Origin of the sequence: Micromonospora sp. NPDC047738, from assembly GCF_040642675.1 — a bacterium.
GTDB lineage: Bacteria > Actinomycetota > Actinomycetes > Mycobacteriales > Micromonosporaceae > Micromonospora.
In genome coordinates this window covers 1-8,320 of the sequence record NZ_JBEYSO010000069.1, presented here as the reverse complement: position 1 = coordinate 8,320, position 8,320 = coordinate 1, and the positions used below count along the sequence as shown (strand labels likewise).

Sequence of the window (8,320 nt, the reverse complement as noted above, 5' to 3'; positions counted from 1 at the left end):
GTGCTGGGGGTGATGACGGCTGCGGCTTCGAGTTCGTCGACGACCGTGCGGATCGCCATGGCGCCGGTGGTCTTGTCGATGACGGTCTTGCCCTGATGGGTCAGGCCACGGGCGGCGATACGCCGCCAGGCACCGTGGTCCCGGTCTCCCTGCCAACCGCACCCGGTGTTGGGGCAGATGGCCCATTTCCATCCCGGTGTGGTGGGCCGGTCGGGGGCTTTACGGTGCTGCAGCGGGGTCAAACATTGCGGACAGTGCTTGGACGTGTTCCGGGCGGGGACGGTGACCACGGCGATACCGTGCTCGGCGGCGAGGTGCCGCATCCGATCGCTGATCTTTCCGCGGACCTGTTGGGACAGACGCGTGTTCAGGCTGTGCCCCATGCCCCGCGCTTCCATCGACCGCAGGTCTTCCAGATAGATCACCGTCGCCCGGGCGGCGATCGCCTGGTCGACGGCCCAGCGGGCGGCAGCCCACGCGAGCGCGGTATTCAAGTTCGCGCGGCGGGCGGACACGTGGCGGATCTCGCCGGCCAGCACCTCACGTTTCGCCCTCAACTGCTCGTCGGGGCGGCCGCCGAGCAGCCGCGCGTACTGGTCGGCCTTCGCATGCAGCCGCTCACTATGGCGGCGCAGGCGGTGCTGCTTGGCCAGGATGCCGGCGGCGCGGAACTGTCCACCAGCCCCCAACGCCGTGACCCGCCCGTCCGGCTGTAGTCGTAGGGCGCCGGCGCTGAGGAGCGTGTTGAGACCCCAGTCCACGCCAAGCGCCACCGAGTGACCGGTGGCCCGGGCCTTCGGCACGGCATGCGTGTACGCCAGGTCGGCACGCACCGTCCCGTCGGTGACGCGGAGGGTGGGCAGGTGCAGCACCGCCGAGGCGGGAACCGTGGACGGCAGCCTGATCGGGCACTCGACCCACGTCCAGTCCCGATACCCTCGCGGATCCGGACGGGTGGGCAGTTGCAGCCGCAGCAGCGCTCTCGCCGGGTCGGTGTCGCTGCGCTCGATGGTGGCCTGCTGCCGGTCACACGCGGCCAGCAGCAGCATCCGCCCGATCCGCGGGACGCCTTCCAACTCGAACACATCCACCGGCAGGCGACCTTTGGCCTTGGCGAACGTGGCAGCCTGCCGGGTGCGGCCCTTGATCACATTGGATGGCAGATACTGCCCGCCCGGGATCGCCTGGCGGACCTGGTCCCACTCGGCGGGGGTGCGCCTACGCGGATCGGCCGGCCACGCCGCCAGGACCCCGGCGGTCACGTCAGCGCGCCACTTCACCGACCGCAGCGCACGCCCCGCCTGCTCCTGCGCCATCCGCACGATCCGGTCATTGACCCTCACACCGCCTGGCGGAACGATCGTCCAGCCCAGACGCCGTAACGCCATCCACGCGTGCGACGGCAACCGCCGTCCACCCGCATCCACCCCGGCCGCCAACACCTCCACATCCACGGTGTTCCAATGCGCGCCGATCAGCGCGGCCACCATGCCCGCCACCAGATCAGCACACCAACCGACCCGCTGCGCCAACACCGCCGCAGACAGGACCTCACCGGTCTCCTCGTCCACACCGGTGCGCAGCACAGCGCGGGCACACGCGGTCCGGGCCGCCTCACCCTCGGCCAGCCGCAGCTTCCCGCTCACCGACTCAACGCCTCAACACCGATCCACAGAAACACCGGCCCTACCGCCGCCCCCACACCACCGGAACCCTCCCCGAGCCAACCCGAACGTGATACGCCACGGGGTGAACACCGACACGCTTCCCGGCCCTGGAAAGCCGAAAACGTTCCACACAGACCAATCTATGATCACTGATCATCGATATCAAATCGGTTAGCCTGGGTACGACTTGAACTGGACGTGGAAAGTTCGACGACGCGGAATTCGAGCCTTACCTGCAACGGGCGCGAACGTCGGGCACCAGGTTCACGACGATGGCGGAACTCGGTGACACGGCGCAGCACCGGCGCGCGCTCTACGACCTCAACAAGACGTGCTCGGCCGACATCCCAGAGCGGGGGGCCTTCTACACGTACGCCGAGTACGTCACCCAGCGCATCGACGTGGCTACCTTCAACCCGAGCGGCGTCGTCCTCGCGACGTGTGGCGACGCCTGGATCGGAATGTCCACGACCTCCTTGCATCCGGACAAGCGGTACGCGTTCTCGGAGATGACCGGCGTGCGCCCAGCCCTCAAGGTCCCTACCGGTCCGGGATGGCCGCCGCAGAGCTCCGGTCGTCGGTCGAGAACCCGGCGGGCGGGGTTGCCGTGCGTGCCCCAAAGTTCGATACCATCGAACAAACGCGGCGGGACCTCCCGCCAACCGCGACAGGAGGCCCCGTGCGGTCGATGGAGAGCCACCCGGTTCGGGAGCAGACCCGCCCGGACGGCGGCGTGGCGGACGACACCCCGGCCGGTCAGGTGGGGGCGCGCATCCGGCAGTACCGCAAGGAACGCGGGCTGACGCTGCGTGGCCTGGCCGCCCGCTCCGGCTTGTCGATCGGCTTCCTCTCACAGGTCGAACGAGGCATCTCGTCCATCGGCCTGACCGCGCTCGGCAGCGTCGCGAAAGCTCTGGATTGTTCGGTGGCGGACTTTTTCGATTCCGGCGCCGACTCCTCGCCGGGATCCGTCACCCCGCTTCCCACGCATTTCACGCTCACCAGGGCGGAGACCGCCGCCACCGAGTACGTGTCCGGGCAGCAGACGTACCGGATGCTGTCGGAGCGGGGACCAGACCTGGTCCTTGAGCCGATGCTGGTGCACATCGCGCCCGGCGGTCGCCGGGAGAACGCGTACGGCCACGCTGGCGAGGAGTTCGCCTACGTCATTTCAGGCGAACTGCTCTACGAGGTGAACGGGGTCGAACACCGGCTGCGGCCGGGCGACAGCGTGCATCTGCGCTCCTCGGTGCCGCACCGGATCTACAACGACACCGACTCGGTGACGACCGTGGTGTCGGTGGTGACGCCACGGTTGTTCTGACTGTGAGGCTCGCCTGGTCGGTCGGCACGCGGCTGTTCACGAGCGTGAAACAAGCCGTCCTCGCAGAGTGGCCTCTGGGTTCTCAGCGGCCGAAGCGGCGGTCCACGGCAGCCATGGTGGCGCGCCAGATGGCCGAGCCGGGATCGATGACGTCGAAGTGGTTGCCCGGCTGCTCCAGGTAGCTGATGTCGTCTCCCGCCGCGCGGGCGGCCACGGCATATCGGCGGTTGATGTCGACGAGGTCGAGACTGTCGTCGGCTCCTTGCACCACCAGGGTCGGGAGCCCGAGCGGCACCCGAGCGATCGGGTCGCTCGCCGCGTACCGCCGCCATGCCGTCGCGGGTGTCCCGCCGAGGGCTGTGGAGATCGCACCCTCGCCGAGTTGCCGCCGTTCGCCCTCGGCCAGGTCGAGGACGCCGGCCAACGACACCGCGAGCGTTACCGCCGAGACGGTTCGCTCCGGACCGATGGTGGCGTCCCGGGTTTCCGCAGCGGAGGCAGCGGCCAGGTCCCCCGCAACCCGCAACGCCAGCTGGCCCCCGGCCGAGTGGCCGAGGACCGCGACGCGCTCCAGGTCCAGCGGTCGGTCATCGGCGACTCCGGCGAGCGCCGCGATGCCCGCCGCGACGTCGGTTGTGGTGGCGTCCCAGCCATGTCGGTCCGGGCGCCGGTACTCCAGATTCCACGACGCGTACCCGCTGTCGGCGAGGTCGACGGCGAGGGCGTCCATCAGGTCCGCCGCCCAGACGGACCGCCAAAAACCGCCGTGCAGCAGCACCGCGACCGGAGCCGGATCCTCGCTCGTGCGGGCCGGGAGCCGCAGCTCGCCCCACTGGTCTGGGTGCGGCCCGTAGGCGATGCGGGCGGCCGGCGACCGGAGGCGGTGGACGGCGTGCCGGATCGCCCAGGCCAGGCCCCAGACACCGCGCCCGTGCAGATGGGCGGCACCGGCAACGGGTGACTCGACGGTGAGGTCGTACCACACCACATGTGGGACGGCACCCATGAGGGCACGCACCTCGGGTGTCGGACCGGGCAGCACCACCAGCGGCGAATCTGCTGCCGCAACCAGGGACCGGACGTCGTCGGGTGCGTTGGCGGTCACCAGCCGGCCGGCTACGCCGAGTTCCGCGCACGTGGTGGTGGTGAGTGACTTCAGCACCGCTGTGTCGGCCACCAATCCGGGTCCGACCACGACGACCAGCCGCACCGGCCGCTCCTCTCTCTCGGGCTACCTGCGCAGCAGGGGCAGGACGGCGGAGCCGAGCAGCTCCACGCCGTGTTCGTCGGTCAGCCCGTGCGGTGTGCCGAACTCGACCCGACGGACCCCGGCGTCGATGAGTGCCTGGGCCTGTGCGGCGACCTGGGCTGGGGTGCCGGAGAAGGCGAACCGGTCGAGCACCTCGTCCGGGATCAGCTGGCCCGCCGCCTCGTGGTCACCCGCATCGACCAGCTTGCCGACCTGCTCCATCAGGTCCCTGGGCAGCACGACGGTAGGGTCGAGTTCCGCCACGACCGCGAGATACATGGCGACCTCGGTGCGGGCCTTGGCCCTGGCCGCTTCGCCGTCGGCGTCAACGACCGTCACGGCGCCGAGCACGATACCGATGTCCTCGACGTTCCGCCCAGCCTTGACCGCGCCGACCCGGACCCGGTCGCGGATGACCGGCACCATGTCGGGATTGGCGCTGCCGCCCACCTTGATCTCGTCCGCGATTCTGCCGGCGAGGGCTGCCCCCTGCGGGCCCCAGGCGCCCACCAGTAGCGGCGGATCCGGCCGCTGCACGGGGTAGCGCAGCGCGGTGCCGGGGGCCAGCGAGAAGACGCGCCCCGCGTAGCCGGCTCGGTCGGCGGACAGCAGGCGGTAGACGACGGCCGCCGCCTCCTCGATCGCGGTCAGCGGCTTCGGTTGGGCCAGTCCCACCGCGCCGAGCCAGGTGCCGCGGGCCAGCCCTAGGTACGCCCGCCCCTGCGACGCCAGGTCGAGCGCGGCGACCTGGCCGGCGATCTCGTACGGGGCCAGGGAATAGGGATTGAGGCACGCCGCTCCGAGCCGGACCCGGTTGGTCACCTGAGCCATCTCCAGCAGCGGGAAGATCGGCGGCTGGTACATCAGGTCACCGAAGACGGTCAGCACGTCGAAGCCGTACGACTCCGCGGCGCGGGCCAGCCGGGCGTAGGCGCCGGCGGGTTTGTCGCTCTGCAGCCCGAGCCCGATCTCGACGGCCATCAGGTCAACTCCGAGGAGTTCATCCGCCGCCGGCAGGTCCGTTCCACCTTCATGATCAGTCGCTCCTCGGGATCAGGGCAGGCGAAGTGGGAGTCCTGGGCCAGCCAGTCCCCGGCCGCCAGGTCGCGCTGTTTCGCGGCGAGGAACGGCAGTACCGAGGCGAGCGCGTACACGCAGAAGTGCTTGCCCTCGGGTAGCCGTAGGTGGGCGCTGTTGGTCAGCTCGAACCAGTCACCGACCGCCATGGCGCAGACCGACCGCCCCTCGATGCGGTCCACAGTCACCTTGAGGTCGTAGATCTCCATGTCGCCGTCCGGTGTCTCCGTCATTGCCCCTCCCCCTCCTCGACCCGCGCGACGATCTTGCCGATGGTCCTTCGGTCGGCCAGCTCGCTCAGCGCCGCCGGCACGTCGTCCAGCGGCACCACCCTGCTGACCCGCGGCCGGATCGCACCGGACCCGTACAGGTCGAACAGGGCCTGATAGGCCGCCCGCACCGCCGTGGCACGCTGCCACGGGTACTGGGAGCCCCAGGAGAGCCCGATCAGGGTGGCGTTCGCCGCGATCAGCCGACCGGGGTCGACCGGCGCTGGTGGACCGCCGGCGGCGCCGACGGTGACGACCGCGCCCTCGAACGCCAGGCAGTCCAGCGACCGGGCGAGCACATCGCCGCCCACCGGGTCGATGATCACGTCGGCACCCCGACCGTCGGTAGCCTCCCGCACGGCCGCAACGAAATCCCCGGTCGTGTAGTCGAACGCCACCGCCGCACCTTCGGCGCGGCAGACGGCCGTCTTGCGGGCACCGCCGGCGGTGGCGATGACCCGTGCGCCCCGGGCGACCGCGAGTTGGGTGACCGCGATGCCGACGCCGCCGGCGCCCGCGTGCACCAGCACCGTCTGGCCGGCGGCGACACCTGCCCGCTCCAGGGCGAACCACGCGGTCTGGTACGTGACCGGCAGGGCCGCCGCGATCGTCGGATCCACCGTGGCCGGGCGGGGCACCACCACCGCGGCGTCGACCGTCACCGCGTCGCCGAGTGCGCCACGCGGCAGCGTCGGGCAGGCGATGACCTCCTGACCGAGCAGGTGTTCGGCGCCGACGCCCGCGGCGACGACCCGGCCAGCCGCCTCCACCCCGGGGGTCATCGGCGGGGTCGGCCGCACCGGGTACTCGCCCCGGCAGAGGGACACGTCGAGGAAGTTCAGGCCGACGGTACGGACAGCGAGCTGCACCTCGCCGGGGCCGGGCGGATCGTCCGGCAGGTCGACGACGGACAGGACCTCCGCCGGCTCACCCGTCCGGTCGGCCACCAGCCGGCGCGTCACGTGGCCTCCACCGGGTCGTGCAGCAGCTCGGCGTGGTGGTGCACGATCAGCCACCGGCCGTCGATCCGGCGCAGCACATCGGTGACTCGGGTGAACTGCGGTGCCTGCTCCGCGTGTGCCTGCGCGACCAGCACGTAGCGGGCGACGCCGACCTCACCCCACACGTCGACGCGTTTGTCCCGCGCGGCGAGCACCGCCAGCCGCGGTCGCTGGCTGGCGGCGTCCCGCTGATCGCGGTACGCGTCCAGCTGCTCCCGGGTACGCAGCGGCCCGGGCAGGTGGGTCTCCCAGGTGGTCACATCGGCATGCAGGTGCGCGTCGAACCGCGGTCGGTCCCCCGCGAGGAAGGCCTCGTACATGTCGTCGATCCCGGCGGCGATGGCCGCCGCGCCGGCCTCCACGAACGTCACCGCGCACCTCCCGCGGCCCGGTCGTCCCGGGCGACATGGCCGCCCTTCATCACCCACAGCACCTTGCGGAACGCCGAGGTGTCAGCGAGCGGGTCGTCGTCCATCGCGATCAGATCGGCCAGCTTGCCCACCTGCACCGTGCCGAGGTCGCTCTCGGCGCCGAGCCACCGGATGGGCCCGAGGGTGCCCGCGTGGATCGCTCGCGCCGGCCCGATCCGCTCCGCCATGTACTCCAGCTCCCGCACCGAGGCGTTGGTGCCCTCGAAATGCCAGAACGGGGGCATGTCGCTGCCGAGCAGCACCTCCACACCGGCGGCGATCGCCATCGCGAAGCTCTCCAGGTGCCGAGGCCCGGCGCCCAGCGAGCGGCACTGCATCCATTCCGGGACCCCGAGCTCGTCGAAGAACTCCTTGCACCGCGTCACCAGCAGCGTCGGCACCAGTGCCGTGCCCCGCTCGGCCATCCGTGCCGCGACCTGCGGAGTGAGCCGGTAGCCGTGCTCCACACAGTCCAGCCCGAGCTCCACCGCGGTGCCGATCACCTCGGCCGGGCCCGCGTGCGCGGTCACCTTGCGCCCCCAGGCGTGCGCCGTTTCCAGCACCGCGGCCAGCTCGTCGGCGAAGAGCTGCGGGGTGTGGATGCCCTCGTGCTCACCGGCGATGCCACCCGAGATCATCACCTTGATCAGGTCCGCGCCGGCCTTGATCTGGCTGCGTACGCCCCGCCGGAAGCCGACCGGCCCGTCACACTCGATGGTGTCGCTGCTCTCGTGGCCGTGCCCGCCGGTGCAGACCAACGCGCGTCCGGCCGTGTAGATCCGGGGGCCTGGCGTGCGTCCGGCGGCGATGGCGCGCCGCAGCGCGAAGTCGGCGTGGTCCTTCTCGGCGACACACCGCACCGTGGTCACCCCGCAGTGCAGCGTCCGCCTTGCCCCGTCGGCCATGTAGTAGGCGAGGTCGTGCGGGCCCATCCCCTTCACGTTGTCGCCGCCGCTGCCGGGCAGCGACAGGGAGAAGTGGGTGTGCATGTTGACCAGCCCGGGCGTCAGATGGGCGCCGTCGAGGTCCACCTCGGTCGGCGGGCTGGCGGCCCGCGCCTGGGCCGCCACATCGGCGTACGGGCCGACGGCGGCGATCCGGTCGCCGTGGACCCACACCCCCGCGTCGGCGATGGGCGTCATGCCCTCCACGACGCGGGCGTCGAGCACGGTGCAGTTGCCGAGCAGCAGGCTCGACGGCTCGGGCGCAGAGGCGGCGCTCATGCGATCACTCCATACAGCTCGCGGGCGGCCTGCGCGGAGACGTACCCTTCGGCGACGTCCCGGCGTACCGCGTCGGGGTCGCGGGTACGCGGGTCGCCGT

At 71.3% G+C, this 8,320-nt stretch carries 8 protein-coding genes; 1 reads left to right on the top strand and 7 read right to left on the bottom strand.

Annotated elements, in window-relative coordinates:
* Positions 1 to 1,646: zinc ribbon domain-containing protein (locus ABZ783_RS37180; protein WP_357447858.1), on the bottom strand; the 1,646-nt coding region annotated here is incomplete at its 3' end.
* 709 nt (positions 1,647 to 2,355) lie between these two features.
* Between ABZ783_RS37180 and ABZ783_RS37175 the strand changes: the two genes are divergently transcribed.
* Positions 2,356 to 2,991 (top strand): XRE family transcriptional regulator, encoded by a 636-nt coding sequence (locus ABZ783_RS37175; protein ID WP_148804786.1) that lies wholly within the window; start codon positions 2,356 to 2,358, stop codon positions 2,989 to 2,991.
* Between the two features lie 82 nt (positions 2,992 to 3,073).
* Here ABZ783_RS37175 and ABZ783_RS37170 read toward each other — a convergent pair whose 3' ends face one another.
* Genes ABZ783_RS37170 through ABZ783_RS37145 form a run of 6 tightly spaced genes read right to left on the bottom strand, consistent with a single transcriptional unit; the run spans position 3,074 to position 8,220 of the window.
* On the bottom strand, positions 3,074 to 4,201 hold the full coding sequence (locus tag ABZ783_RS37170) for an alpha/beta hydrolase (RefSeq protein WP_357447855.1): 1,128 nt from the start codon (positions 4,199 to 4,201) through the stop codon (positions 3,074 to 3,076).
* Positions 4,202 to 4,222: 21 nt separating this feature from the next.
* Entirely contained in the window at positions 4,223 to 5,221 is a 999-nt protein-coding gene (locus tag ABZ783_RS37165; protein ID WP_357447852.1) for an LLM class flavin-dependent oxidoreductase, read from the bottom strand.
* On the bottom strand, positions 5,221 to 5,550 hold the full coding sequence (locus tag ABZ783_RS37160) for a TIGR04076 family protein (protein WP_357447849.1): 330 nt from the start codon (positions 5,548 to 5,550) through the stop codon (positions 5,221 to 5,223). The genes ABZ783_RS37165 and ABZ783_RS37160 overlap by 1 nt, the downstream gene beginning before the upstream one ends.
* Positions 5,547 to 6,548, bottom strand: coding sequence for an NADPH:quinone oxidoreductase family protein (locus ABZ783_RS37155; protein ID WP_357447846.1), 1,002 nt, complete (start codon positions 6,546 to 6,548; stop codon positions 5,547 to 5,549). Before ABZ783_RS37155 ends, ABZ783_RS37160 begins: the two co-directional genes overlap by 4 nt.
* On the bottom strand, positions 6,545 to 6,958 hold the full coding sequence (locus tag ABZ783_RS37150) for a nuclear transport factor 2 family protein (RefSeq protein ID WP_357447843.1): 414 nt from the start codon (positions 6,956 to 6,958) through the stop codon (positions 6,545 to 6,547). The genes ABZ783_RS37155 and ABZ783_RS37150 overlap by 4 nt, the downstream gene beginning before the upstream one ends.
* Positions 6,955 to 8,220, bottom strand: a complete 1,266-nt coding sequence (locus ABZ783_RS37145) for an amidohydrolase family protein (RefSeq protein WP_357447840.1) — start codon at positions 8,218 to 8,220, stop codon at positions 6,955 to 6,957. Before ABZ783_RS37145 ends, ABZ783_RS37150 begins: the two co-directional genes overlap by 4 nt.
* Between the last annotated feature and the right edge of the window lie 100 nt (positions 8,221 to 8,320).

Excerpts from the sequence above, each read along its gene's own strand:
- ABZ783_RS37175 (WP_148804786.1), top strand. The coding sequence starts at position 2,356 with ATGGAGAGCCACCCGGTTCGGGAGCAGACCCGCCCGGACGGCGGCGTG.
- ABZ783_RS37165 (WP_357447852.1), bottom strand. The coding sequence starts at position 5,221 with ATGGCCGTCGAGATCGGGCTCGGGCTGCAGAGCGACAAACCCGCCGGC.
- ABZ783_RS37160 (WP_357447849.1), bottom strand. The coding sequence starts at position 5,550 with ATGACGGAGACACCGGACGGCGACATGGAGATCTACGACCTCAAGGTG.
- ABZ783_RS37145 (WP_357447840.1), bottom strand. The coding sequence starts at position 8,220 with ATGAGCGCCGCCTCTGCGCCCGAGCCGTCGAGCCTGCTGCTCGGCAAC.